Here is a 24,512-nt window from a genome sequence, read left to right on the forward strand (position 1 = left end):
GCGACCTTGTGGCGCCGGTTTCGACCGGCGCCACAAGCGTGTTTCACTCACCCGAGACGCTTCGGCTTCACCCCGCCGAGCTGCGCCGTCACGGAATCGGCCGTCGCGACCAAAGCGCGTGCCCGCTCGGTGATCTCGGTGTCGGTCAGCGCCGTTCCGATATGCATCGAGGCAACCATGACCTGCCGTTGGTAGTGGTCGTACACCGGTGCCGAGATCACGCTGATGTCATGGCGCTTGCGCGCGCCGGTGTTCTCGTCGCGCAGATACACCCGCTCGCCGATGTCGGACACCAATTCGCCCAGCAGAGCGCGTAATTCGTCGGGCAAGTCTGTCGACATACCGGCCATCAAGGAGTACAGCCGACGTCCACCGGGCGTCAGCCGCTCGACGAGGTATCCATCCGCGCGGCACTCTTCGACCACCCGGTTCAGGCGTCCGGTGTTGGTCCGCAACGGCGTCCGAAGTGGCACGGTCGGCTCCTTGGCCAACCACTCGCGTTCGGCCTCGTCGTCCCACAGCACGAACATCAGGCCCACCGGCGGGGCGAACGGATAGCTCTGGCCGACCTCGACCCCGGGCCGGGAGCCGGGCGGCGCCACCAGGTCCAGGACCGTGATCCGGTCGTCGACCACGCCTGAGAGCGCCGCGGTGACGCCGAACCGTGCCGAGAGCCGACGCAGTTCCTCCCGTGCGGCCGGGTTGACGCGCATCGACTCCTGGGCCCGGTGACCGAGGGTGATCAGCGACGGACCCAGCCGGTAGGTCTTATCGGCGACGTCGCGCACCAGGTAGCCGGCGTCGCACAACGCGGTGACGATGCCCAGGCAGGTCGGCTTGCTCAGACCCACGCGGCGAGCCAGGTCCGACACACCGAAGCGCTCCGTGGGACGGTCCGCGAGGTAGTCCAGGACGCGTACCACCCGATCGGTTGGCGGTGAGGTGCGGCCGGTCGGAGTCAACACGTCAGCAGCGTACCCTTCGTTCCATATATGTACCGTTGCGGTCGAAATATTGACTCTGGCTAGAACGGGTTCTAGTTTCAAGGCGTGTACTCACAGCCACTGATCGACGCCATCGCCGAGGCCGAGCGACTGGTCACCGAGGCGCCCTTCATCGAATCCGAAGCCGACCTACTGGAAGGTCTGCAATACCTCGCCGGATGCATCTCCGCATGCACGCACCTGGCATTCGACTACGAACGCGACCATCCATTCCTGCAGTCGGGGACGGGGCCGTTCACCAAGATGGGCCTCGACAACCCCGACGCGCTGTACTTCGGCACCCGGGTGCAGGCCAGCCACGAGTACGTCGTCACCGGAAAGCGCGGCACCACGACCGATCTGGCGTTTCAGATGATCGGCGGGGAGTACACCGACGACAACGTCCCGCCCAGCCAGGCCGCGTTCGACGACCGCGAGCTCGACATCGCCGACGACGGTACGTTCGAATGGCGGGTGGTGCCGAACAGCCCAGCGCAGTTGGTCATTCGCGAGGTGTACAACGACTGGGCGGCGCAGCGCGGACACCTCAGCATCACGCGCACCGACACCGCGGGCACCGCGCCGCCTCCGCTGACACCCGAGAAGATCCACAAGCGTTACGCCGTCGCGGGAAAGCAGCTAGTGCAGCGGGTCAAGACGTGGTTGCAGTTTCCGCAGTGGTTCTACGACAACCTGCCGGTCAACACGCTGACCGCGCCAAGGCTCACCCCCGGTGGACTGGCCACGCAGTACTCGTCGGTGGGGCACTTCGACCTGGCGCCGGAGCAGGCGATGGTCATCACGCTGCCGGTGCCAGACGCGCCGTATATCGGCTTTCAGCTGGGCAGCCTCTGGTACATCTCGCTGGACTACATCAACCATCAGACTTCGTTGAACGGTACTCAGGCACAAGCTGATCCGGACGGCAAGGTCCGCATTGTCGTCGCCGACAGCAATCCGGGCGTGACGAACTGGTGCGAGACGCTGGGGCGCCGCAAGGGCTACCTGCAATTCCGGTGGCAACGGCTGTCGCGGGCGTTGACCGAAGCCGACGGGCCCACCGCCGAAGTGGTCGACCTCGACAAGGTGGCGAGCGCATTGCCGTACTACGAATCGAACAAAATATCCGATGAGGATTGGCGTGCCCGGATCGCGTTGCGCCAGCAGCAGATTCAGAACAGGATGGTGGGCTGAATGGCGGCGGAACTGCTCAAAGACCGAGTCGTGGTCATCAGCGGCGTCGGACCGGCGCTGGGCACCACGTTGGCGCGCCGGTGCGCCGAGGCGGGTGCCGATCTGGTGTTGGCCGCGCGTACCGTCGAGCGCCTCGACGACGTGGCCAAGCAGGTCGCCGACATCGGCCGTCGTGCCGTGACCGTCGGCACTGACATCACCGACGAGACTCAGGTGAACAACCTCGTCGAGGAGACGATGAAGGCCTATGGCCGCGTCGACGTGTTGATCAACAACGCGTTTCGGGTGCCGTCGATGAAGCCGCTGGCCAACACCACGTTCGAGCACATGCGCGACGCCATCGAGCTGACCGTCTTCGGTGCACTGCGGCTGATCCAGGGCTTCACCCCGGGGCTGGCTGAGGCCAACGGTTCGGTGGTGAACGTGAACTCGATGGTGGTGCGTCACTCGCAGGCCAAGTACGGCGCCTACAAGATGGCCAAATCCGCGCTGCTGGCGATGTCCCAGTCGCTGGCCACCGAACTGGGTGAACAAGGCATCCGGGTGAACTCCGTTCTCCCTGGCTACATCTGGGGCGGCACGTTGGAGAGCTACTTCAACCACCAGGCCGGCAAGTACGGCACCACGGTTGAGGAGATCTACAACGCCACCGCCGCCGCATCGGACCTCAAGCGGTTGCCCACCGAGGACGAGGTCGCCTCGGCCATCCTCTTCATGGCCAGCGATCTGTCCAGTGGTATCACCGGCCAGGCCCTCGACGTCAACTGTGGGGAGTACAAAGCCTGATGGCACGCACCGATGTGGGTACCGTCGAAGACCTGCACGCGTCAGCGACCAAGGCCTGCGGGCTGGACGACTTCGGTGCCGATGACGACAACTACCGTGAGGCGCTGGCCGTCCTGCTGGAGTCCTATAAGCGCGATGCGGACCTGACTGAGTTCGGCAGCAAGATGCAACGGTTCTTCGTCCGTAATGCGCTGGTCGCCCGGTTGCTTTCGGAGGCGGCGTGGAGGCAGTTCCCGCAGCACGCCGACGTCGTCATCGAACGGCCCATTTTCGTGACCGGCCTGCCGCGCACCGGCACGACCGCCATCCACCGGCTGCTCACTGCCGATCCGTCGCACCAGGGCCTGGAGCTCTGGCTCGCCGAGTTCCCACAACCCCGGCCGCCACGCGAAACCTGGCCGGACAACCCGGCGTTCGCCGGACTGGACGCGCGGTTCAAGAAGGCCCACGATGAGAACCCGGACTACACCGGGCTGCATTACATGACCGCTGACGAGGTCGAGGAATGTTGGCAGCTGCTGCGGCAGTCGCTGCACTCGGTGTCCTATGAGACGTTGGCGCATCTGCCGACGTACTCGCAGTGGCTGGCCAAGCAGGATTGGACCAAACCGTACCAACGGCACCGTCGCAACCTGCAGCTGATCGGCCTCAACGACGCCGAAAAGCGTTGGGTGCTCAAGAACCCCAGCCACCTGTTCGCGCTCGATGCGTTGTTCGAAACCTATCCCGATGCGTTGATCGTGCAGTGCCATCGGCCGGCCGAGACCATCATGGCGTCGATGTGCTCGCTGTCACAGCACACCACTGCGGGCTGGTCGAACTCGTTTGTCGGCGCCCAGATCGGTGAAGACGCCATGGAGACGTGGTCACGAGGTCTGCGGCGGTTCAACGCCGTTCGCGCCGAGCACGATGCAGGGCAGTTCTGCGATGTCGACTACTCCGAATTCGTTGCGGACCCGGTCGCTTGTGTCGAAGGTATCTACCGGCACTTCGGCATCGAGTTCACCGACGCGGCGCGCGCGGCGGTGCAGCAGCGTTACGCCGAGAGCCAGCAGGGTCCGCGCGCACCCAAACACACGTATTCACTGGCCGATTACGGGTTGACCGCCGACGAGGTCAAGGAACGGTTCAGAGGACTGTAACCTCTTTTGGCGAGCAGCTATAGGGGCGGTGTCAGGCCGTCATATTGGCCAGCGTCTGAATGCGTTGCAACGCATCCTCAGCCAATCGCAGCGCGTCGAGACCGCCGGCCGCCCCGCACGTCGAGATTTCGACGGCCGCATTGTGCGCAGCCACGAACGTGTTGTCGCACGCCCAGTCGGAGGCCTCGAAGGACCACCGCACGATGTCGGGCGATCCGGACGCCACCTCCGGTAACAGCGCGAACTGGTATGTGCGGCCCTTCATATCGGTGACGGTGAACGGTGTGTCGCGGCACGTCTCGATGGTGTGCCTCGCCTGCGTGACTGCCTCTTGAGCATCGAAATCGGCGCGGTAGACGGCGACCATCTCCTCGATGTACACCGCGCTGTTCTCATAGACCGTCCAGTGGCCGCCGTCGGTGGCGGCCGGGCCGGAGTCGAACAGGAACGGCGGATCCACCTCCCTGGCAACCCCGCTGCACATGTCGGGTTCGACGGTGGTGAACAGGTTGCCGTCGGTCTTGTCGACCTTGTCGCTGAGCAGATCGCCGACCTGACCTGCGGTGATGGGCGCCACCGGCGGGGCGGGCTGCGGTTGCGGCGTGTCGATGACCCGGGTGCAGCCGGCCAGCGCCACGCCAGCCACCAGCACCGCCGTGCGTGCACCCATATGCCGCAGTGTAAGGACCGCTGCGCCTCGCGCCGAAACCGACGTTTTGGCGAGGTCTACTCGCACTTCCCCGTCCGTTTGTCCCGTTGGGCCAAGAAGAACAAAGCGCTCAGCCGTCGCCGGGGGACGGGGCTGAGGACGGTTCCTCCAAACACCCCTCCGCGACGGCGTGTTTGATGCTGTCGGTGAGCCTCGGACAGGACGGCACGCGGGCCGGATCGCCACCGGACTGTCGAATCTCGCTGAAGTATGCGCAGCGCCTCGACGCCTCGGTGTTCCACTGCACCGACGTGTGCGTCGGCCCGAGCTTCTTCACATCGACAGCCACATGGCAGAACCGGCAGTCGACCGAAACCAGGCCCGAGGTCAGATACCGTTCGCGGTCGCGTTGGGTGGCCTCCCGCAGCGCCGCGGCCCGATCGGCACTGAAAACCCTTGCCTTGGACCGTGTTCCACCGCTACCGCGGTCGCCGACCGGATGCTCGTCGTCGTCATGACCGCCGTGCAGCATCAACATCGCCCGGGCCAGCCGGTCGACGTCGGGTGCCTGGCGGTCGTCGGTCACGACTTCTGCTCGGCCCTTTCCTTCTCCTCGGCCTGCCGCTTGAGGTTCTCCTCGACCTCGACGTTCCACTTCTCGTTGGCCGCCGTGGTGTCGACCTCGATCTCGAAGCGGTCGGTCATCTCCGGTGTGACGTCGGCGACGTCGACGTAGAACTGCTGATACCACCGGCGCATCTGGTAGACGGCGCCGTCCTCTTCGACCAGCAGCGGGTTGTCGATGCGGGTCTTGTGCTTCCAGATCTCGACGTCCTGCAGGAAGCCCTTGCTGACACCGTCGGTGAACGTGTTCGCCAGCTTCTCGGTCATCTTCTCGTCCAGGCCCTTGGGCTTCTCGACGATGACGCCCCACTGCAGCATGAACGAGTTCTGCGTGACCGGATAGTGGCAGTTGATCAGGATCGACTCAGCCTTGTATCCGCCGTAGTTGTTGTGCAGCCAGTTGATCATGAACGACGGACCGAAGTACGACGCCTCCGAATCGAGATGCGCCTCACCGTAAGTCGTGCCCATGTCGCTGATGTCAGGCCGGCCCACGTTGTGCAGGTACTGCGACGCGATGTGGCCCTCGAAGACGTTCTTGAAGTACGTCGGCAGCCCGTAGTGGATGTAGAAGAAGTGCGCCATGTCGGTGACGTTGTCGATGATCTCGCGACAGTTGGCGTTCTCGATCAGGATCGAGTTCCACTTCCAGTCGGTCCACTCCGGGTTCTCGACCTCCGGGATCTCGGGGATGCGCACCTCGGGCTGCGGCGGGTTGCCTTCATGGTCGTGCCAGACGAACAGCAGGCCGCCGCGGACGTCGGTGTGCCATGCGCGGGTGCGGGCCAGCCGGGGGGTGCGCTTGGCGTAGGGCACCAGCTTGCATTTGCCGTCGCCGCCCCACCGCCAGTCGTGGAATGGGCAGGCGACCTCGTCGCCCTTGATGGTGCCCTGGGCCAGGTTTCCGCCCATGTGCCGGCAGTACCCGTCGAGCACGTTCAGGTTGCCCTTCGAGTCGGCGAAAACGACCAGCATCGTGCCGAAGATCTCGACGCCGTGTGGCTTGCCGTCCAGATAGTTCTGCACCGGCCCCAGGCAGTGCCAGCCGCGCGCATACCGATCGGGCAGGGTGCCGGTATCTATCTCGCGGATTCCTGCGGTTTCCGTGTTCACGGTGGCCTCCCCGTTTCTGTGTCTCTAACTAGAACACGTTACAGTTTTCCCCGCGTCGGGCGCAATCTAAACCCCTCTACCTGCGGAAAAAGTCTGTGAAGATTCGTCGGCCCTCACTGCAGGCCGGTGCGCAGGGCGATTTGTTGCATCTTGCCGATGTTGATGACGAAGCCATCCGTGGTGGCATCGCCCAGCGCGCTCTGGAACTCCAGGCGCGCCAGGGCCGGACCGTGCGTGAACAGCAGCAGCGTGGCCGCCTTGGTGCCGTCGGGTGACGTACCGACGGCAATGGTGCCGTCGGTGCCGACCGGGACGGACTGCGGTGTCGCAGCCGAGACCGCCGTGTCGATCCTGGGTAGGGCCTCGCGCAGCGTCTTGGACGCCGTCTCGGCGTCGGGATAGATCACGATCGTGTTCGAGATGGCCCGAGTGTCGCCCTGGTTGACGAACAGGGCACTGGCGCCGGGCAGCCCGTCCGGCCCGGGGTTGGTCGACGCAACCCTGAACGTGTCCTCGGCATCGCTGAGGTCGGATGCGGTAAGCAGCAGGTGACTGTAGTCCTGCGCGATATCGGTTGGGCTCGTCGTTGGAGAGGCCTGCGCCGACGTGGTCGTCGGGGCGGCGGCGGGGTCCTGCACACCGCTGCCGTTCGGGTCGGGGCCCGTCGTTTCACAGCCGACCGCGGCCGCACAGATCAACACCGCTGCAGCGGTGACATAGAGCGACTTCAGTCGGCGGCCAGCGATCACGCACTCACGGTACTGAAAAAGCCGTATGCGCTGGTACTGACGGTACGGTGTCGAGATGACAATCGGCCGGGTCTGTCAACTGTGGCGTTATCCGGTCAAATCGCTGGGCGCAGGGCCGGTCGAGCAGGTCGAGATCAGCGCCCGCGGCCTGCACGGCGACCGGCTGTGGGCGGTGCGTGACGTCGCCCGCGACGTCACCGCGTCCGCGCGACGGATACCGGCGCTGCTGAGCGCCACGGCGCGCTACGTCGACCCGGTCCCCGCCGACGCGGGCCCCGGTAACGTGCCCGAAGTCGAAATCAGCTTCGCCGACGGCACCGTGCTGTCCAGCAGCGACGGCGCCGTCCATGCCAAGCTCTCCGAGCTCGCCAGGCGCGAGGTCCGGTTGACGCCATTGCCGCCCGCCGACGACACCAGCCTGCACCGGTTGAGCCGCGCCGAACGCGCCAACACCTCGATCGCCTCGGTGCGCAACGACTTGGGCATCACCGACGGCGAGAAACTGCCTGACTTTTCGATACTGCGGATGTCTGATGTGGCGACACAGGCGCGCTACTCGACACCGCCGGGCGCCTTCGTCGACTTAGCGCCGGTCCATGTGCTGTCCACGACCAGCATCGCGACCATCGGCGCCGAGCTGGACGCGGAACTCGACGTGCGCCGGTTCCGGCCGAATATTCTTCTGGCGTTGGATGATCCCGATGACGATCTACCTGAATCGCAGTGGTTAGGCGCGCGGCTCACGCTGGGCGGAGCGGTTCTGGACGTGACGAACCCGACGATCCGCTGCGTGGTGCCCAGCCGCGCGCAACCGGGCCTGGACGTCGACCGCAGGATCACCCGGGCCGTGGCGCGGCGGGCCGGCCGAAACCTGGGCGTGTACTGCTGGGTCGGCGCCGCCGGGGCCGTCCGCGTCGGTGACCCCGTGACGCTCGGTGAGGTGGCGGTCCCGCGGCGGCTGCTCGGTGGCGCGGCGCGGCACGCCAGGCGGTTCGCGTTCCGGCTGGCTACCGCGGCGGTGGAACGGCTTTCACACTAGCGCTAGTTCTGCCAGCCCGAGTGGATGAAGGTGTCGGCGAAGCGTTTCATCGCGTCCTGCTTCTTGTCCAGCGGCGCGTCGAAGCCTAGCCCTTCGAAGACCCACGGCATCACGATGTTGTCGGTGACCCCCGACTCGGCCAGCTCGCGGTGCCCGTCGACGTCGAACTTGTCGATGCACACGGCCTGGAATTCGAACGGGTCGTCCCCGCGGCCGAATTCGGCGAGCAACGCCTTGAGTTTGCCGACGGTTTCGGCCAGCTCGGCGGCCGTCATCATCGCGCTGGTCCAGCCGTCGCCGACACGGGCGGCCCGCTTGAGTGCGATGTCGGTGTGCCCGCCGACGTAGAACGGCACCGGCTCGCTGGGCGCCGGGCTCATCTGCAGCTTGTCGAAATCGTAGAACTCGCCGTGGAACTCCACCATGCCGCCGCCGAGCACGAGCTTGATCACCTCGATCATCTCGTCGACGCGTTTACCGCGTTTGGCGTAGGGTTGACCGCACCACTCGAACTCTTCTGGGGCCCAGCCGATTCCGACTCCGAAACCGAACCGGTTGCCAGTGATGTTGGCGACCGAGCCGACCTGGCGCGCCAGCAGCAGCGGATTGCGGGAGCCCAGCTTCATCACGTTGGTGTAGAACCGCAGCGTCGAGGTCACCGCCCCCATGGCGCCCGCGGCGATCAGCGGGTCGATCCACGGGGTGTCGGAGTCCCACATCCGCGAGCCGTCCGGCGTGTACGGGTAATCCGCCGACTGCTTCTCCATGTAAAAGATCGAGTCGGGTAGCGCTATCGAGGTAAAGCCGACTTCCTCAGCGGTCTTGGCGATCTCGATGAGCTGGTCGATCTGGCACATCGGCACCGCGCAGGTGTACTTCATCATCGGGCCGGTTTGTCCGCCCCGACGACCCACATCGAGTAGTACTGTGACCCGCCGCCGTAGGCGTGGCCCAACGCCTTACGGGCGTTCGGGACCTGGTGGTCGCCGGCCTTGCCCATCACCTGAATCGCCGATTCGGCGAACCGGATCATGCCTGAGGCGCCGATCGGGTTCGACGACAGCACACCGCCCGAGGCGTTGACCGGAAGCCGCCCGCCGATCGCGGTCTCACCGGCCTCGGTCAGCTTCCAGCCCTCACCTTCGGGGGCGAAGCCGAGGTTCTCCAGCCACATCGGCTCGAACCAGGAGAACGGCACGTAGATCTCGGCGGTGTCGATCTCGTCGATCGGGCTGGTGATCCCCGCCGCCTGCCACAACGCCTTGGCGGCGTCGCGGCCCGCCTCGGGGTTGACCTGGTCACGACCGGAGTACGCCAACGGTTCGGTGCGCAGCGCGGTGGCGTGAATCCACGCGACGGGATGGCCTTCGGCGGCCCGCTTGTCGGCGATCTCCTCATCGCCAATCACCAACGCGCAGGCGCCGTCCGAGGACGGACACGTCTCGTCGAAGCGGATCGGATCCCACAGCATCTGGGAGGACAGCACCTTCTCCAGCGTGATGTCGGGTTGGTGCAGATGCGCAAGCGGGTTCTTAGCCCCGTTGAGCCGATCCTTGACCGCCACCATCGCACCGATGTGTGTCGGCGCCCCCGAGCGGCGGATATAGGCGCGCACATGCGGTGCGAAGTATCCGCCGGCCCCGGCGCCGACGGGCTTGGTGAACGGCACCGGAATGCTCAACGCCCACATGGCGTTCGACTCCGACTGCTTCTCCCACGCCATCGCCAAGACGCGGCGGTACTTGCCTGACTGCACCAGGCTGGCCGCCACGATGGCCGTCGATCCGCCCACCGAGCCGGCGGTGTGCACCCGGATCAACGGTTTACCGGTGGCACCCACGGCGTCGGCCATGAACAGCTCGGGCATCATCACGCCCTCGAAGAAGTCCGGCGCCTTACCGACCACCACGGCGTCGATATCGTCCATCGTCGCACCCGAATCCGCCAGCGCCCGGTCGATGGCCTCGCGCACCAGACCGCTCATCGACACGTCGTGGCGCTTGGCTACGTACTTGGTCTGCCCGGTGCCCAGCACCGCGGCCAACTGCTTGCTCATGACCGTCCCTCCAGGACCGCGACCAGATTCTGTTGCAGCGCAGGGCCACTGGTGGCGTGCGCGAGGACCCGCTGCGCGGACCCGTTGAAGATGTGCTGCGCGGCGAAGCCGATGCGCTCCAGCCCGGCCGAGAACATCGGGTTGGCGGCCAGCGTGCCGCCCGAGGGGTTCACCTTCGCCGACGACGGCAACCCGATCGCCTCGGTCAGGATCAGATGCTGGTGGGTGAACGGCGCGTAGATCTCGGCCACCTCAACCGAACTGGCGTCGCCGCCGGTGGCCGCCTTCGCCGACGCGGTCGTCGACGGCGAAGTGGTGAGATCGCGCGCTCCCAGCACCGGTGTCTCGATCCGGTGCTCGAAACCGGTGATCCACGCGGGGTTCTCGCGCAACTCGCGGGCCCGGTCACCGGCCGCGAGCACGATCGCCGACGCGCCGTCGGTGATCGGCGCGATGTCGTGGCGGCGCAACGGATCCGCGAAGTAGGGCCGCTCGAGCAGTTCGGCGGTGCTCTTGGCGGGCTTCTCCGAATCCGTGCGTTCGGCGACGGCGAACGAATCCAACGCCACCTGCGCCATCTGCTCGGCCGTCCACTTGCCCCCGTCGAGCCCCAGCCGCGCCTGCAGGCCGGCGATCGACACCGAGTCCGGCCACAGCGGAGCCACGCTGTACGGGTCGGTCTGCAGGGCCAGGATGCGGCGCAGCACGCCCGCGCTGGATTTGCCAAAGCCGTACACCAGCGCGGTGTCGACCTCTCCGGTCAGGATCTTGATGTAGGCCTCATACAGCGCCCATGCCGCATCCATCTCGACGTGCGACTCGTTGATCGGCGGCACCGCGCCGATCGAGTCGATCGCAGAGATAAACGAAAACGCCCGGCCGGCAAGGTAATCCGAGGAACCCGAGCACCAGAACCCAATATCGGTCTGCTGCAGGCCCAGTTCGTCGTAGAGCTCGTGAAAGCACGGCATCAGCATTTCCACGCCGTTGGTGGTGCCGTCGGTGCGGCGCACATGCGGTGCATGTGCGAAGCCGACCACTGCTACATCTCTTGAACCAGTCACGTCCAGCCCTTCACAGATGGTGCTTGTAGGAGTCGTAGTCGGCGTCGGGTTCACCCGTGGGCCGGAAATGGTCGATGTTGTCGATGCCAAGACCCCACTCTTCGCGGGGCTTCCACACGGCCTCGACGCGCATACCCATCCGGACCTCGTCGGCCTCGATCTCGGTGACCAGATGCAAGAACGCGATATCCGCTCCGTCGAGCAACACGTAGGCCGCGACGTAGGGGGGTTTGATGCGCTGTCCGGCGAACGGGATGTTGATGACGGCAAAGGTCGTCACGGTGCCCTTGTCGGGCAGTTCGACGAACTCGTCGAGCGCCAGGCCGGTGGCGGGATCGGCTTCTTTGGGCGGGAAGTACACCTTGCCCGGCTTGCCGTCGCGGCCGCTCTTGGTCCGGGCGCCCAGCAGCTTGCCCTCCTCGAGCGCGCGCAAGAACACGCTCTCGGGCAGCGATGCGGTGTGCTGGATCTCGATCTCCGACGGGCTCACCTGCACGGTGACCGGCTCGCGCTCGTCGGGTGGGCCCTCAGGTTCGGCCTGAGCGCCGAGCTTGAAGTACGCAATGTCGGTGATCGCGCCGACGGGCTCGTCGACCCAGTGCGCGTGCACCCGCGCGCCGGTGCTGATGGATTCGGAGGAACCGGCGTCGACCGCGTGCAGCAGCGCGGTGTCGGCGCCGTCGAGTTTGATCAGCGCCCACGCGAACGGGCGGTCCAGCGGCTGGCCCGGGAGCGGGGCCGGCTGCCAGGTCCACGACAGCACAGTGCCTACGGCGCTCACGGGTACGATTTCCGTCAATCGTTCGTAGGTGACGGGATCGAACTCCGCAGGCGGCACGTGCACTCGCCCGTCGGAACCGCGCACGCCGACGATGCGTCGCTCACGCAGAGCGGTGAAGAACTGGGACAGGAGTGGCCCTACTGAACGGGTGTAGTCGAACGAGAGCTTCAGCGGTGCTGAAAGCGGTGGCTCATGCGTATCGATCTGCACCGGGCTGCCATGGCTGGTGGTCACGGCATCGAGTAGAACAGGTTCTAACAATGGTTTCAAGAACAGGTCGAGAGGCTCGCTAATGAAGTTGGGACTTCAACTGGGGTATTGGGGCGCGCAGCCGCCGGACAACCACGCCGAACTGGTCGCGGCCGCCGAGGAAGCCGGTTTCGACACGGTATTCACTGCGGAGGCCTGGGGGTCGGACGCGTACACGCCGCTGGCCTGGTGGGGCCGCGAAACCAAGCGGATGCGGCTGGGCACGTCGGTGGTGCAGTTGTCGGCGCGCACACCGACGGCCTGCGCGATGGCGGCGTTGACGCTCGACCACCTCTCCGGCGGCCGCCACATCCTCGGTCTCGGGGTGTCCGGGCCGCAGGTCGTGGAGGGTTGGTATGGGCAGAAGTTCCCGAAGCCGTTGGCGCGTACTCGCGAATACGTCGACATCCTGCGCCAGGTGTGGGCGCGGGAGGCGCCCGTGCGCAGCGACGGCCCGCACTACCCGTTGCCGCTGTCCGGCGAAGGCACCACGGGCCTGGGCAAGAACCTCAAGCCGATCACCCATCCGCGCCGCGCCGACATCCCGGTGATGCTGGGGGCGGAGGGACCCAAGAACGTCGCGCTGGCCGCCGAGATCTGCGACGGTTGGCTGCCGATCTTCTACTCGCCGCGCGTCGCCGACATGTACAACGAGTGGCTCGACGAAGGTTTCGCCCGCCCGGGTGCGCGGCGCAGCCGCGAGAACTTCGAGATCTGCGCGACGGCTCAGGTGGTGGTCACCGACGACCGCGCTGAGATCATGGAGCTGATGAAGCCGCACCTGGCGCTGTACATGGGCGGTATGGGCGCCGAGGACACCAACTTCCACGCCGACGTCTACCGCCGGATGGGTTATGCCGAGGTGGTGGAGGACGTCACCAAGCTGTTCCGCTCTGGTCAAAAGGACGGCAAAGAGCAAGCGGCCAAGATCATTCCCGACCAATTGGTGGACGACTCCGCGATCGTCGGCGACCTCGGCTACGTGCAGGAACAGATCAAGGCGTGGGAAGCCGCGGGCGTCACGATGATGGTGGTGGGTGCGCGTTCGCCCGAGCAGATCCGGGATCTTGCGGCCCTGGTGTAGCCGGCGGCGAGCCGCCAATCCAACCCCGACTAGACACTTCCTTGATAGTTGTCTACCCGCGTTCTAGATTGACGCAATGACCCAGCACACCATCGCGGGCACCGTGCTCACCATGCCGGTGAGGATCCGCAAGGCACACCAGCACATGGCGATGTTCTCGGTGGACGCCGAGGCCGCGCAACGCTTGATCGACTACAGCGGCCTGACGGTCTGCCGTTACCTTCCCGGGCGCGCGATCGCCGTGCTGATGCTGATGCGGTACGAGGACGGCGACCTCGGCCAGTACTACGAGTACGGCACCAACCTGATGGTGAACCCGCCCGGTTCGACGGCGTCCGGCCCGCGCGCACTGCAGGATGCGGGTGCGTTCATCCACCACCTTCCCGTCGACCAGGCGTTCACCCTCGAGGCGGGCACCAAGATCTGGGGCTATCCGAAAGTCATGGCGGACTTCACGATCCGCGACGGCCACAGGTACTCGTTCGACGTGACCATCGACGGCCAGTTCGTTGTCGGGATGGACTTCGGGAAGGGGTTGCCCGTCCCGGCCCGGTTCACGTCAAAGCCGCAGGCGCATCCCACCTACTCCTACCGCGACGGGGTGGTGCGCCGCACGCTCGGCGAGATGATGCTGCACGATGTTCGCTACCGCCCCGGCGGTGCGAAGGTGCGGCTCGGGCAACATCCCTACGCCAAAGAACTTGCGTCGCTCGGCTTCCCGAAACGCGCGCTGTTCTCGGGTTCGGCAGGAAACGTGGAGATGTCGTTCGCAGACGCGCAGGAGGTGCAGCCGTGACAGAATCCAAACCCGACGTCGATCTGACCGACGGCGACTTCTACGCCGGGGACTCCCGTTTGGTCTACAAGTGGATGCGCGAGAACGAACCGGTGTTCCGCGACCGCAACGGGTTGGCCGCCGCAGCAACCTATGCCGCGGTGATCGAGGCCGAGCGCAACCCCGAGTTGTTCTCCAACGCCGGCGGGATCCGGCCCGACCAGCCGGGTGTCGAGATGATGATCGAGATGGACGATCCGCAGCATCTGTTGCGGCGCAAGCTCGTCAACTCGGGCTTCACCCGCAAACGGGTGAAAGATCTCGAGGGATCGATTGTGGCCCTCTGTGATTCGCTGATCGATGCGGTATGCGAGCGCGGTGAGTGCGACTTCGTCTGGGATCTGGCCGCGCCGCTGCCGATGGCGGTCATTGGCGACATGCTCGGCGTGCGCCCCGAGGAACGCGAGATGTTCCTGCGCTGGTCCGACGATCTGGTCGGCGCGTTGAGCAGCACCGCGGACCCCGAGAAGTTCCAGCTGACCATGGACGCGTTCGCGGCCTACAGCGAATACATGATGGGCATGATCAATGTCCGCAAGGACCAGCCCACCGACGATCTGGTGAGCATCCTGGTGCACGCCGAGGTCGAAGGCAGCAAGCTGGAGGACCATCAGATCGTCACCGAGGTGCTGCTGCTACTGATCGGCGGCGACGAGACCACCCGCCACACGCTGTCGGGCGGCACCCGCCAGTTGCTCGAGCACCCCGACCAGCACCAGCGCCTCGCCAACGATCTGAGCCTGCTGCCCAACGCCATCGAGGAGATGCTGCGCTGGACCGCGCCGGTGAAGAACATGGCGCGCACGCTGACCGCCGACACCGAATTCCACGGCACCGCGCTGGCGGAGGGCGAGAAGATGCTGCTGCTGTTCGAGTCGGCCAACTTCGACGAGGACGTGTTCGACGACCCGGACACCTTTAACATCGAGCGCTATCCGAACAACCACCTGGCATTCGGCTTCGGCACCCACTTCTGCCTCGGCAACCAGTTGGCCAGGCTCGAACTGTCGATCATGCAGACCCGCCTGCTGCAGCGGCTGCCCGACATGCGGCTGGCCTCCGACGCCGAACTGCCGCTGCGGCCCGCGAACTTCGTCAGCGGGCTGGAGAAGATGCCGGTCAAGTTCACCCCGTCGAAGCCGGTGAACTAATCCCAGTGCACGTGGCTGGTGCCGAGTGGCCACCGGCGGCGCACCCACTTGTGCGCCTCGACGACGACCAGCACCGACACCGCGACGGCGATGGCCCGCACCCAGGCCTCGGCGCTGATCGGTTCGACGCCGAGCACGAACTGGGTGGGCGGGAGATACAGCGCGGACACGTGTAGACCGATGGCGCCGAGCGTGGCCCAGAACAAAAACGGGTTGCCCCACGGGGTGATGGTGAACAGCGAACGGTTCTCCGCGCGGGCGTTGCCGGCCTGAAAGACGTTGTAGATCACCAATGTCGTCAATGCGACGCTGTGCGCTGCGATCAGCGAGTCGTCGCGGCCGAGTTGCCAGTGGAACATGTACAGCGCTCCGGCGGCCATCACGGTGCCGACGAGCACGGTGCGTTCCCACATCATCGCCGACAGGATTCCTTCGCGGCGCGGTCGAGGTGGGCGCTTGAGCACGTCGCGGCTGCCCGGCTCGAACGCCAGCGCCAAGTCCTGCACGCCGTTGGTGACGAGGTTGAGCCACAGGATCTGGGCCGGAACCAACAGCAGCGGCCAACCGAGCCACACCGACACCATGATGGCTGCGGTTTCCGCTACCGCGGTGGAGATGAGGAAGAACGCGACTTTGCGGATGTTGGCGAAGGCGATGCGGCCCTCTTCGACAGCGCTGACAATGCTGACGAAGTTGTCGTCGGAGAGCACCATGTCGGAGGCTTCCCGTGCCACGTCGGTGCCCGACCGGCCCATCGATACCCCGATGGCGGCCGCACGCAGCGCCGGGGCGTCGTTGACGCCGTCGCCGGTGACCGCGACGACGTGGTCGCGGTCCTGCAGGGCGCGCACGATGCGAAGCTTGTCGTTGGGTGAGACCCGCGCGTACACCGAGACGTCGTCGACCAGGTCGCGTAGCGCGTCGTCGTCGAGATGGCGCATCTCGGCGCCGGTCAGCACCCGTCCGTCGGGCTCATCGAGGATGCCGAGCGCGTGTGCGATGGCCCGCGCGGTGATCGAGTGGTCACCGGTGATCATCGCGACCCGCACGCCTGCGGTGTGGCAGTCTTCGATCGCCTCCCGTACGCCCTCGCGCGGCGGATCCATCATCGCCTGGAACCCCACCAACACGAGGTCGTCCGGGTCGGTGTAGTCGCCAGGCGGCCCGTCGCCGTCCCCGGCCAGCGAGCGTGCGGCCTCGGCGGTGAGTTTCCGATAGGCCATGCCGAGCACCCGCATCCCGCGGGCGGCGAGTTCGCGCACCGCCTTGTGCGCGGTCTCCGGATCGAGGGGCACCGGTCCCTGGTCGGTGTTCATCGCCGTGCACATCGAGATGATTCGCTCGGGTGCGCCCTTGACGAACACCGCGTGCCCGCCGCCGTACTCGCGGAGGGTGGCCGAGTATCGGCGATGCGACTCGAACGGGATCTCGGCGACGACCCGGTGGCTGTCGCGGAGTTCGCCGGGGTCGATGCCCGCCCGGTCCGCCGCCACCAGCAGCGCGACCTCGGTGGGATCACCGGTCGTGACGGGGCCCTGGGCGGTCTTGACCAGATCGGCTTCGTTGGTGAGCACGCCGGTGGTCAACAACATCTCCACGGTCGGGCCTGCGCCCCGCAGCTCGGGGGCGTCGTAGTTGCGCCCGCCGGCCCACACCGCCTGCACCGTCATGCGGTTCTCGGTGAGGGTGCCGGTCTTGTCCGAGCCCACCACCGTCGTGCTGCCCAGCGTCTCCAATGCCGGCAGCCGGCGCAGCACCGCGTTTCGCCGTGCCATCCGGGTCACCCCGATCGCGAAGGTGACGGTCATCGCCACCGGAAGGCCTTCGGGCACGGCCGACACCGCCATCGCGACGGCGACACGGAACATCTGGCTGACCGACTCGCCGAGCAGCACACCGGATACGAACGCGACGATCGCCGCGACGACGACGGAGACGCCGATGATCTGCGCGAACTTCGCCATCCGCGCCTGCAGAGGCAACTCCCCGGCCTCTTCGGTGCGGATGCTCCCGGCGATCGATCCGAGCTCGGTGTCGTCTCCGGTGGCCACGACGTAGCCGCGGCCGCGGCCGTTGGCGACGATGGTGCCGGTGAACGCCATCGAGTGGCGATCAGCCGCGCCCGCGTTCTTCTGCACCGGCGCGGTCGTCTTGGTGACCGGCAGCGATTCACCGGTGAGCAGCGACTCGTCGATCGTGAGGCTGTTCACCGCGCTGAGCCGGATGTCGGCGGGCACCCGGCTACCCGATTCCAGCAAGACCACATCGCCGGGTACGACGTCGCGGCTGTCGATCTCCCATTCCTGCCCATCGCGCACCACCCGGCAGTGCGGCACCACGAGCTGCATCAGCGCCTGCACGGCGTCGGCGGCGCGACGTTCCTCGTGGAACCCGATCACCGCGTTGAGCAGCAGCGCGATCGCGATCAGGGCGGTGTCGAGCAGTTCACCCAGCGCCAGGGTCACCACGGCGGCGACGACGAGGATGAGGATGAACGTGCTCGAGAACTGGCGCAGGAACACCACGATCGCGCGCGGTGGCGGTTGCTCGCGAATGCGGTTCGGGCCGTACCGCATAAACCGTGCTTCCGCGTCTTCGGCCGTCAGGCCGTGCGGTGAGGTCGCCAATGACTCTTCGACGTCGGCGACCGCGGTGGCGTGCCAAGGGATTTCTTCGGTTACGCCGGCCGAGCTTTCGGTCATCGGCCACTAGCGTAACGACGACACCGGGCCTCCGGCAGGCGCATCGTCACCTCGTGCCGGATCAGGGTGGCTACTTCATCTTGAAGTTCGGGGCGCGCTTCTCCTTGAACGCCCGCGGGCCCTCCTTGGCGTCCTCGGAAAGGAACACCTCAATACCGATCTTGGTGTCGATCTTGAAGGCCTCGTTCTCGTGCAGACCCTCGGTCTCGCGGATGGTCTTGAGGATGGCCTGCACCGCGAGCGGGCCATTGTTGTTGATCACCTCGGCGATCTCCAGCGCCTTGTCCAGCGCGGATCCGTCCGGCACGACGTAGCCGATCAAGCCCATGTCACGCGCCTCGGCGGCGGTGATGTGCCGACCGGTCAGCAGCAGATCGCAGGCCACGGTGTAGGGGATCTGACGCACCAGTCGCACCGCGGAGCCACCCATCGGGTACAGGCTCCACTTGGCCTCGGAGATGCCGAACTTCGCGCTCTCACCGGCGATGCGGATGTCGGTGCCCTGCAGGATCTCGGTGCCGCCCGCGATCGCCGGGCCCTCGACCGCGGCGATCAACGGCTTCGTGAGGCGGCGGCCCTTGAGCAGGGCGTCGATGCGCGACGGGTCGTAGCTGCCGTCCTTGAACGAGTCGCCCGGCGGCTTGGCGGTCGCGGCCTTGAGGTCCATCCCCGCGCAGAAGTAGCCGCCGGCGCCGGTGAGGATGCAGGTGCGGATCTCCGGGTCGTTGTCGACGCGGTCCCAGGCCTCCACCATGATCGAAAGCATCTCGGTGGACAGCGCGTTGCGCGCCTCGGGCCGGTTCAGCGTCAGAATCAGGGTGTGTCCGCGCTGCTCAATGAGGGCGTCGGGGTCCTTGTCGGAATTTCCTGCTTCGCTCACAAACAGCCGTCCCTTCCAGCATCAATAGCACAGACTTGAATGAAAATGTAACACGTTCTAGTTTAGGTGCTGTGGCCCTGAACATTGCTGATCTCGCCGAGCACGCCGTCGACGCCGTGCCTGACCGCGTTGCCCTGATCTGCGGCGACGATGAACTCACCTACGCCCAACTCGAGGAGAAGGCCAACCGGCTGGCCCACTACCTCATCGACAAGGGCGTCCAGAAGGACGACAAGGTCGGCCTGTACTGCCGCAACCGCAACGAGATTGTCATCGCGATGCTCGGCATCGTGAAGGCGGGCGCCATCCTCGTCAACGTCAACTACCGCTACGTCGAAGCGGAACTGAAGTATCTGTTCGAGAACTCCGACATGGTCGCGCTGGTGCACGAACGCCAGTACGCCGACCGCGTCGCCAACGTGCTGCCCCAGACCCCGGCGGTCAAGACCGTGCTGGTGGTCGAAGACGGCAGCGATCTGGACTACCAGCGTTACGGCGGCGTGGAGTTCAACGAGGCACTGAGCCAGGCGTCACCGGAGCGCGACTTCGGCCCCCGTAGCGCCGACGACATCTACCTGCTCTACACCGGCGGCACCACCGGTTTCCCCAAGGGCGTGATGTGGCGCCACGAGGACATCTACCGGGTGTTGTTCGGCGGCACCGACTTTGCCACCGGCGAGTTCGTCAAGGACGAGTACGACCTGGCCAAGGCGGCGGCCGAGAACGCGCCGATGATCCGCTACCCGATCCCGCCGATGATCCACGGTGCCACCCAGTCGGCCACCTGGATGTCATTGTTCTCTGGCCAAACCACCGTGCTGGCACCGGAATTCGATCCTGCTGAGGTTTGGGCCACCGTCGAGAAGCACAAGGTGAACCTGTTGTTCTTCACCGGCGACGCCATGGCGCGCCCGCTGCTCGACGCGCTGCTCGCCCGCCAGGCCGACGGCAAGGACTACGACTTGTCTGCGTTGTTCCTGCTGGCCAGCACCGCCGCACTGTTCTCGACCAGCATCAAGGACAAGTTCCTCGAACTGCTGCCTAACCGGATCATCACCGACTCGATCGGGTCCTCGGAGACCGGTTTCGGCGGCACCAGCATCGTGGCCAAGGGCCAGCCGCACGCCGGCGGGCCGCGGGTGACCATCGACCACCGCACCGTCGTTCTCGATGAGGACGGCAATGAGGTCAAGCCCGGCTCCGGGGTGCGCGGCGTCATCGCCAAGAAGGGCAACATTCCGGTCGGCTACTACAAGGACGAGAAGAAGACCGCGGAAACCTTCAAGACCTTCAACGGGATTCGCTACGCCATCCCCGGTGACTACGCGACGGTCGAGGAAGACGGCACCGTGACGATGCTCGGGCGCGGTTCGGTGTCGATCAACAGCGGCGGTGAGAAGATCTACCCCGAAGAGGTGGAGGCCGCGCTCAAAGGTCACCCGGATGTATTCGACGCGCTGGTGGTCGGCGTCCCCGATCCGCGGTTCGGCCAGCACGTCGCCGCCGTTATCCAACCGCGCGAAGGGGCCCGGCCCAAGCTGGCCGACCTGGACACGTTCGTCCGCAACGAGATCGCGGGATACAAAGTGCCGCGCAGTATCTGGTTCGTCGATGAGGTGAAGCGTTCGCCAGCGGGCAAGCCGGACTACCGGTGGGCCAAGGACCAAACCGAGCAGCGGCCCGCCGACGAGGTCAACGCCAACCACGTAGGGACCGCCACTTGATGCGCACCGAACTGTGCGACCGCTTCGGCATCGACTACCCGATCTTCGTTTTCACCCCATCGGAGAAGGTGGCAGCCGCGGTCAGCAAGGCCGGTGGACTCGGCGTGCTCGGTTGCGTGCGGTTCAACGACGCCGACGACCTCGAGAGCGTGCTGCAGTGGATGGATGAGAACACCGACGGCAAGCCCTACGGTGTCGATGTGGTGATGCCCGCCAAGGTGCCGCAGGAAGGCTCCGCGGTCGACATCGACAAGCTCATCCCGCAGAGCCACCGTGACTTCGTCGCCAAAACCATTGTCGAACTTGGAGTTCCACCACTGGACAAGGAAGAATCGGGCAATGAAGGGGTGCTCGGCTGGCTGCACTCGGTGGCCCGCTCACACGTGGAGGTCGCGCTGCGGCACCCGATCAAGCTGATCGCCAACGCGCTGGGGTCGCCACCGCGCGACGTCATCGAGCAGGCGCATGCAGCCGGCGTGCCGGTGGCGGCGTTGGCCGGCAGCGCCAAACACGCCCAGCGCCATGTCGAGAACGGTGTGGACATCGTGGTCGCCCAGGGGCATGAGGCGGGCGGCCACACCGGCGAGATCGGTTCGATGGTGTTGTGGCCGGAGATCGTCGACGCCCTTGACGGTCAGGCGCCGGTGCTGGCGGCCGGCGGTATCGGCACCGGCAGGCAGGTCGCCGCGGCGTTGGCTCTTGGCGCGCACGGGGTCTGGATGGGCTCGGCGTTCCTTACCTCAGCCGAATACGACCTTGGGCACCGCAATCCCAGTGGCACGTCGACGATTCAGGAGGCGCTGCTGCGTGCGGCGTCCAGCGACACCGTGCGCCGGCGTATCTACACCGGTAAGCCCGCACGGCTGCTCAAGAGCAAGTGGACCGATGCCTGGGATGCACCCGACGCGCCGGAGCCGCTGCCGATGCCGCTGCAGAACATCTTGGTCAGCGAGGCTCATCAGCGAATGAACGCCTCGGACAACCCCGACACCGTCGCCATGCCCGTCGGCCAGATCGTCGGCCGGATGAACGAGATCCGCCCGGTCGCCGACATCATCGCCGAGCTGGTCGACGGATTCACCGAGGCCACCCGCCGCCTCGACGATATCCGGGACACCTAACCAGCGCGAGCAGACATGAAAACCCCTAAAATGCAGTAAATTTGGGGGGTTTCGCGTCTGCTCGGCCAAGAATGGCGGCCCGCTCAGAAGCCGATCGTGGTCTGCGCGTCGATCACGTCGGTTGCGGCGCCGACGATTCCGGCTTGGGCCTCCAGCCCGTCGGCGTTGAGCTGCAACACGTAAAGCCCGTCGGCACCGGGGATCACGACCGTCTTCTGCGCGACGACCTTGGTCTGCTCGTCTGATTCCCATGTGCCGGCGAGTTGGTAGGCCGGGTAGTCGCCGAGCGAGCTGACCTCTCCGGTGTTCAACGGATTCCAGCCAGGCAGGTTCTGCAGTTCACCGGGCGCGAGGTCGATGATCGCTTGCGGGTCAACGTTTCCGGCCAGCTTCGACACCAGGGCGACGATGCTCGGGGTGTACTCGCTGGCTTCGGGCCCGGTGTAGACGATGGCGCCGTACGCCCACTCCGGGGTGTTCTCAGCTGCATGCGCCCATCCCTCGGGCACCGGCAGATCCAGGACGGGCGCCCCCGGATCGCCCTGCTGCACCGGAGTCTCGCGAATGTTGTTCTCGGCGATGTAGTCGGCGATCGTCGGATGGGGGCCGGCCGCGTCCTCTGCGCGCGGTGCGATGCGGGCCGTTGTCGGCGCCGCCTCGGTGCTCGTCGTCGAGGTGGTGGGCGTGGCACTGCCTTCGGTCTTGGTGTCGGAGCCGCAGCCCGACAGCACGAGGGCGACGGTCGCGGCAAGCGCAGCTGCGCCCGAGATAACGGTGGGCTTCATCGGAACTCCTATCTGCGCAAGTATCGCTGCAGCGAAGAGTAGTGCAGAAGCTCGGCGATGAAATCGGCCACTTTTATCTACTTTATGCGATCTGAGCAAACCCCACTGCACAGCGTCGGGCCTGCGTCAGGTGCTGACGAGCCGATAGCCTTCTGGTCGCTCGGTCCAGGCAATGAGAGCAGCGGGTCTACTGTATGCGTATCAATGACCGAGAGTTGTAACGCATCATTCGATATGGTGCTGAGTTTGCGCGGTGTATGCGAAGGCATATGTAGCGCTGGTGCAGGTCTCAGCGGGTCAGAAGGGAAGAGGATGATGCACCACCACACCGAGCTCTACATCGACGGCGCATGGGTCGAGGCTTCCGGTGGAGAGCCGATCGACGTGATCTCGCCGACGACCGAACAACGCATCGGCGCGATCCCGCGGGCGGCCAAAGGTGACGTGGACCGGGCCGTCGCGGCAGCCGGCCGCGCGCTCAGCGCTCCCGACTGGGCGGGCGTCGGCGCCGAGGGGCGCGCCAAGATCCTGCTTCGGTTGGCTGACGAACTCGAGGCCAACGCCAAAGAGCGAGCCGCTCTGACGTCGACGCAGAACGGCATGCCGATCGTGATCGCGACGGAGGCCGAGGGTGCCGCGCCGGTCGCGATCCTGCGCTACTACGCGACGTTGGCGACGCAGCTTCCGCTGGAGGAACGTCGTCCGCGGCTCGGCGGTGCGGGGGAGACGGTGGTGCGACGGGAGCCGGTCGGCGTGGTGACTGCGATCGTGCCGTGGAACTACCCGCAGGCTCTGACCATGTTCAAGCTGGCGCCGGCACTCGCCGCCGGGTGCACCGTGGTGCTGAAGCCCGCGCCCGAAACCACCTTGGACGCACTGGAATTGGTTGAAGCGGCAGAGCGGGCAGGACTCCCGGCGGGCACCCTTAACGTCGTCACCGGTGGTGCGGACATCGGTGCGTACCTGGTTGCGCACCCGAACGTGCACAAGGTGGCCTTCACCGGGTCGACGGCGGCGGGCCGGGCGATCGGCGAGGTCTGCGGCAAGCTGCTACGCCCGGTCACTCTCGAACTCGGCGGCAAGTCGGCAGCCATCGTCCTCGACGACGCGGACCTCGAGGCCACCGCCGCCGGTCTGGCCACCGCCGCCATGCTGAATAACGGGCAGACGTGCTACCTGTCCACGCGGATCCTGGCGCCGCGGTCGCAATATGACGAAGTGGTCGGTGCCGTGGCCGCGATGGTGTCGTCGCTGCCGATCGGTGATCCTCTGGAACCGACGACCTATGTCGGGCCCCTCGTGTCCAGTCGCCAGCGTGAGCGCGTGGAGAACTACATCGAACTGGGCAAAAGTGCCGGCGCGCGACTTGTCACCGGTGGTGGTCGGCCGGACCGTGATGTTGGTTGGTTCGTGCAGCCGACAGTGTTCGCCGATGTCGACAACTCGAGCCGGATCGCACGCGAGGAGATCTTCGGCCCGGTGCTGTCGGTCATCCCCTATGACGACTTCGAGCAGGCCGTACGCATAGCCAACGACTCCGAATACGGTCTCGGCGGGACTATTTGGACTTCGGACCCGGAGAAGGGGCTCGAGGTCGCCCGGCGGGTCGAGACCGGCACGGTGGGTGTCAACTTCTACGAACTCGACCTGGGTGCGCCGTTCGGGGGCGTCAAGGCCAGCGGCCTTGGCAGGGAACTCGGGCCCGAAGGTTTGGCGCCCTACTACCAGTTGAAGTCCATCTACCTGAAGTGAGTTTGAGGCCTGCGGCGGTGCATTCCCAATGGGAGACGACGCCGCTTTC

Annotated in this window: 22 protein-coding genes; 10 read left to right on the forward strand and 12 right to left on the reverse strand. The window is 66.0% G+C overall.

Annotated features, from left to right (window positions below; translation table 11 throughout):
- Positions 1-47: 47 nt before the first annotated feature.
- Entirely contained in the window at positions 48-965 is a 918-nt protein-coding gene (locus ABQF13_RS21025) for an IclR family transcriptional regulator (protein WP_448394723.1), read from the reverse strand.
- 84 nt (positions 966-1,049) lie between these two features.
- On the opposite strand from ABQF13_RS21025, the gene ABQF13_RS21030 reads away from it, so the two are divergent.
- The 3 genes from ABQF13_RS21030 to ABQF13_RS21040 are packed head-to-tail and all read left to right on the forward strand — an operon-like array spanning position 1,050 to position 4,105.
- Positions 1,050-2,177, forward strand: a complete 1,128-nt coding sequence (locus ABQF13_RS21030; RefSeq protein WP_448394724.1) for a hypothetical protein — start codon at positions 1,050-1,052, stop codon at positions 2,175-2,177.
- On the forward strand, positions 2,178-2,963 hold the full coding sequence (locus tag ABQF13_RS21035) for an SDR family oxidoreductase (RefSeq protein ID WP_448394725.1): 786 nt from the start codon (positions 2,178-2,180) through the stop codon (positions 2,961-2,963).
- Positions 2,963-4,105: a sulfotransferase family protein gene (locus ABQF13_RS21040; protein WP_448394726.1), complete on the forward strand. Its 1,143-nt coding sequence runs from the start codon at positions 2,963-2,965 to the stop codon at positions 4,103-4,105. Before ABQF13_RS21035 ends, ABQF13_RS21040 begins: the two co-directional genes overlap by 1 nt.
- A gap of 31 nt (positions 4,106-4,136) precedes the next feature.
- Here the strand turns inward: ABQF13_RS21040 and ABQF13_RS21045 are convergent, their stop codons facing one another.
- The 4 genes from ABQF13_RS21045 to ABQF13_RS21060 form a co-directional block, all read right to left on the reverse strand.
- Complete coding sequence (locus tag ABQF13_RS21045; protein WP_448394727.1) at positions 4,137-4,775, reverse strand: sensor domain-containing protein; 639 nt, start codon at positions 4,773-4,775, stop codon at positions 4,137-4,139.
- 109 nt (positions 4,776-4,884) lie between these two features.
- The gene (locus ABQF13_RS21050; protein WP_448394820.1) at positions 4,885-5,292 is read right to left on the reverse strand and encodes a hypothetical protein; all 408 of its coding nucleotides are present in this window, start codon (positions 5,290-5,292) and stop codon (positions 4,885-4,887) included.
- A gap of 44 nt (positions 5,293-5,336) precedes the next feature.
- Positions 5,337-6,491, reverse strand: coding sequence for a 3-ketosteroid-9-alpha-monooxygenase, oxygenase component (locus ABQF13_RS21055; RefSeq protein ID WP_448394728.1), 1,155 nt, complete (start codon positions 6,489-6,491; stop codon positions 5,337-5,339).
- A 113-nt stretch (positions 6,492-6,604) separates the two neighbouring features.
- Positions 6,605-7,240 carry a hypothetical protein gene (locus ABQF13_RS21060; protein WP_448394729.1) on the reverse strand — a complete coding sequence of 212 codons (636 nt, stop codon included), beginning with the start codon at positions 7,238-7,240 and terminating at the stop codon, positions 6,605-6,607.
- Positions 7,241-7,295: 55 nt separating this feature from the next.
- Here ABQF13_RS21060 and ABQF13_RS21065 point away from each other — a divergent pair, with 55 nt between their 5' ends.
- On the forward strand, positions 7,296-8,279 hold the full coding sequence (locus ABQF13_RS21065) for an MOSC domain-containing protein (RefSeq protein WP_448394730.1): 984 nt from the start codon (positions 7,296-7,298) through the stop codon (positions 8,277-8,279).
- 2 nt (positions 8,280-8,281) lie between these two features.
- On the opposite strand, the gene ABQF13_RS21070 is transcribed toward ABQF13_RS21065, so the two are convergent.
- From ABQF13_RS21070 to ABQF13_RS21085, 4 genes are read right to left on the reverse strand one after another with little or no spacing between them, the layout of a single operon-like run.
- The gene (locus ABQF13_RS21070) at positions 8,282-9,160 is read right to left on the reverse strand and encodes a TIGR03619 family F420-dependent LLM class oxidoreductase (protein ID WP_448394821.1); all 879 of its coding nucleotides are present in this window, start codon (positions 9,158-9,160) and stop codon (positions 8,282-8,284) included.
- Positions 9,160-10,335 (reverse strand): thiolase family protein, encoded by a 1,176-nt coding sequence (locus ABQF13_RS21075; protein ID WP_448394731.1) that lies wholly within the window; start codon positions 10,333-10,335, stop codon positions 9,160-9,162. The genes ABQF13_RS21070 and ABQF13_RS21075 overlap by 1 nt, the downstream gene beginning before the upstream one ends.
- Positions 10,332-11,399: a thiolase family protein gene (locus ABQF13_RS21080; protein ID WP_448394732.1), complete on the reverse strand. Its 1,068-nt coding sequence runs from the start codon at positions 11,397-11,399 to the stop codon at positions 10,332-10,334. Before ABQF13_RS21080 ends, ABQF13_RS21075 begins: the two co-directional genes overlap by 4 nt.
- 10 nt (positions 11,400-11,409) lie before the next feature.
- On the reverse strand, positions 11,410-12,414 hold the full coding sequence (locus tag ABQF13_RS21085) for a Zn-ribbon domain-containing OB-fold protein (RefSeq protein ID WP_448394733.1): 1,005 nt from the start codon (positions 12,412-12,414) through the stop codon (positions 11,410-11,412).
- Between the two features lie 58 nt (positions 12,415-12,472).
- Between ABQF13_RS21085 and ABQF13_RS21090 the strand changes: the two genes are divergently transcribed.
- From ABQF13_RS21090 to ABQF13_RS21100, 3 genes are all read left to right on the forward strand, one after another.
- Positions 12,473-13,513, forward strand: a complete 1,041-nt coding sequence (locus ABQF13_RS21090; RefSeq protein ID WP_448394734.1) for an LLM class F420-dependent oxidoreductase — start codon at positions 12,473-12,475, stop codon at positions 13,511-13,513.
- A gap of 76 nt (positions 13,514-13,589) precedes the next feature.
- The gene (locus tag ABQF13_RS21095; protein ID WP_448394735.1) at positions 13,590-14,309 is read left to right on the forward strand and encodes an acetoacetate decarboxylase family protein; all 720 of its coding nucleotides are present in this window, start codon (positions 13,590-13,592) and stop codon (positions 14,307-14,309) included.
- Entirely contained in the window at positions 14,306-15,499 is a 1,194-nt protein-coding gene (locus ABQF13_RS21100) for a cytochrome P450 (protein WP_448394736.1), read from the forward strand. The genes ABQF13_RS21095 and ABQF13_RS21100 overlap by 4 nt, the downstream gene beginning before the upstream one ends.
- On the opposite strand, the gene ABQF13_RS21105 is transcribed toward ABQF13_RS21100, so the two are convergent.
- A complete protein-coding gene (locus ABQF13_RS21105) occupies positions 15,496-18,201 on the reverse strand; it encodes a cation-translocating P-type ATPase (RefSeq protein ID WP_448394737.1) in 2,706 nt (901 codons plus the stop codon). The genes ABQF13_RS21100 and ABQF13_RS21105 overlap by 4 nt on opposite strands.
- 70 nt (positions 18,202-18,271) lie before the next feature.
- The gene (locus ABQF13_RS21110; RefSeq protein WP_448394738.1) at positions 18,272-19,081 is read right to left on the reverse strand and encodes a crotonase/enoyl-CoA hydratase family protein; all 810 of its coding nucleotides are present in this window, start codon (positions 19,079-19,081) and stop codon (positions 18,272-18,274) included.
- Between the two features lie 35 nt (positions 19,082-19,116).
- Between ABQF13_RS21110 and ABQF13_RS21115 the strand changes: the two genes are divergently transcribed.
- Both ABQF13_RS21115 and ABQF13_RS21120 read left to right on the forward strand, forming a co-directional pair.
- Positions 19,117-20,805 carry a medium/long-chain-fatty-acid--CoA/3-oxocholest-4-en-26-oate--CoA ligase gene (locus ABQF13_RS21115; RefSeq protein ID WP_448394739.1) on the forward strand — a complete coding sequence of 563 codons (1,689 nt, stop codon included), beginning with the start codon at positions 19,117-19,119 and terminating at the stop codon, positions 20,803-20,805.
- A complete protein-coding gene (locus ABQF13_RS21120; protein ID WP_448394740.1) occupies positions 20,805-21,926 on the forward strand; it encodes an NAD(P)H-dependent flavin oxidoreductase in 1,122 nt (373 codons plus the stop codon). Before ABQF13_RS21115 ends, ABQF13_RS21120 begins: the two co-directional genes overlap by 1 nt.
- Before the next feature lie 83 nt (positions 21,927-22,009).
- On the opposite strand, the gene ABQF13_RS21125 is transcribed toward ABQF13_RS21120, so the two are convergent.
- Positions 22,010-22,711: an envelope biogenesis lipoprotein LpqN gene (locus ABQF13_RS21125; protein ID WP_448394741.1), complete on the reverse strand. Its 702-nt coding sequence runs from the start codon at positions 22,709-22,711 to the stop codon at positions 22,010-22,012.
- A gap of 312 nt (positions 22,712-23,023) precedes the next feature.
- Here ABQF13_RS21125 and ABQF13_RS21130 point away from each other — a divergent pair, with 312 nt between their 5' ends.
- Complete coding sequence (locus tag ABQF13_RS21130; RefSeq protein WP_448394742.1) at positions 23,024-24,463, forward strand: aldehyde dehydrogenase; 1,440 nt, start codon at positions 23,024-23,026, stop codon at positions 24,461-24,463.
- Positions 24,464-24,512: the final 49 nt, after the last annotated feature.

The organism is Mycolicibacterium sp. XJ879, from assembly GCF_053483935.1.

What these genes read in the sequence shown, in the direction of transcription:
- ABQF13_RS21095 (WP_448394735.1), top strand. Translation starts at nt 13,590, where the DNA reads ATGACCCAGCACACCATCGCGGGCACCGTGCTCACCATGCCGGTGAGG.
- ABQF13_RS21130 (WP_448394742.1), top strand. Translation starts at nt 23,024, where the DNA reads ATGATGCACCACCACACCGAGCTCTACATCGACGGCGCATGGGTCGAG.
- ABQF13_RS21090 (WP_448394734.1), top strand. Translation starts at nt 12,473, where the DNA reads ATGAAGTTGGGACTTCAACTGGGGTATTGGGGCGCGCAGCCGCCGGAC.
- ABQF13_RS21035 (WP_448394725.1), top strand. Translation starts at nt 2,178, where the DNA reads ATGGCGGCGGAACTGCTCAAAGACCGAGTCGTGGTCATCAGCGGCGTC.
- ABQF13_RS21075 (WP_448394731.1), bottom strand. Translation starts at nt 10,335, where the DNA reads ATGAGCAAGCAGTTGGCCGCGGTGCTGGGCACCGGGCAGACCAAGTAC.
- ABQF13_RS21105 (WP_448394737.1), bottom strand. Translation starts at nt 18,201, where the DNA reads ATGACCGAAAGCTCGGCCGGCGTAACCGAAGAAATCCCTTGGCACGCC.
- ABQF13_RS21070 (WP_448394821.1), bottom strand. Translation starts at nt 9,160, where the DNA reads ATGAAGTACACCTGCGCGGTGCCGATGTGCCAGATCGACCAGCTCATC.
- ABQF13_RS21120 (WP_448394740.1), top strand. Translation starts at nt 20,805, where the DNA reads ATGCGCACCGAACTGTGCGACCGCTTCGGCATCGACTACCCGATCTTC.
- ABQF13_RS21065 (WP_448394730.1), top strand. Translation starts at nt 7,296, where the DNA reads ATGACAATCGGCCGGGTCTGTCAACTGTGGCGTTATCCGGTCAAATCG.
- ABQF13_RS21125 (WP_448394741.1), bottom strand. Translation starts at nt 22,711, where the DNA reads ATGAAGCCCACCGTTATCTCGGGCGCAGCTGCGCTTGCCGCGACCGTC.
- ABQF13_RS21040 (WP_448394726.1), top strand. Translation starts at nt 2,963, where the DNA reads ATGGCACGCACCGATGTGGGTACCGTCGAAGACCTGCACGCGTCAGCG.
- ABQF13_RS21045 (WP_448394727.1), bottom strand. Translation starts at nt 4,775, where the DNA reads ATGGGTGCACGCACGGCGGTGCTGGTGGCTGGCGTGGCGCTGGCCGGC.
- ABQF13_RS21050 (WP_448394820.1), bottom strand. Translation starts at nt 5,292, where the DNA reads ATGTTGATGCTGCACGGCGGTCATGACGACGACGAGCATCCGGTCGGC.